This window comes from Granulicatella sp. WM01 (assembly GCF_004570605.1).
Lineage (GTDB): Bacteria > Bacillota > Bacilli > Lactobacillales > Aerococcaceae > WM01.
The window spans coordinates 1-214 of the sequence record NZ_SPPB01000209.1 but is presented as its reverse complement, the minus strand read 5'-3'; the positions used below and the strand labels follow the sequence as shown (position 1 = coordinate 214).

Sequence of the window (214 nt, the reverse complement as noted above, 5' to 3'; positions counted from 1 at the left end):
CCAAATCAACAGGTAATCGGGATTGTAAGGTATTGTTTAAACGTTCCACACGTCCTTTCCCCTGTGGAATAGATGTTGTTTTAAGGTTAATACCTAACTGAAAACAAGCAAAACCAAACTGTGTCATGGTATCGTCTTGAAGCTGTTGAGTCCCTTTCCTTTGATAATCAAATACCGTTCGTCTATCCGTTAAAAAAGCAGCAGGAATACCATA

The 214-nt window shown here is 38.8% G+C and carries 1 pseudogene; it reads right to left on the bottom strand.

Annotated elements, in window-relative coordinates:
* Positions 1-214: pseudogene (locus tag E4T68_RS09455) on the bottom strand (ISNCY family transposase); the annotation flags it as partial.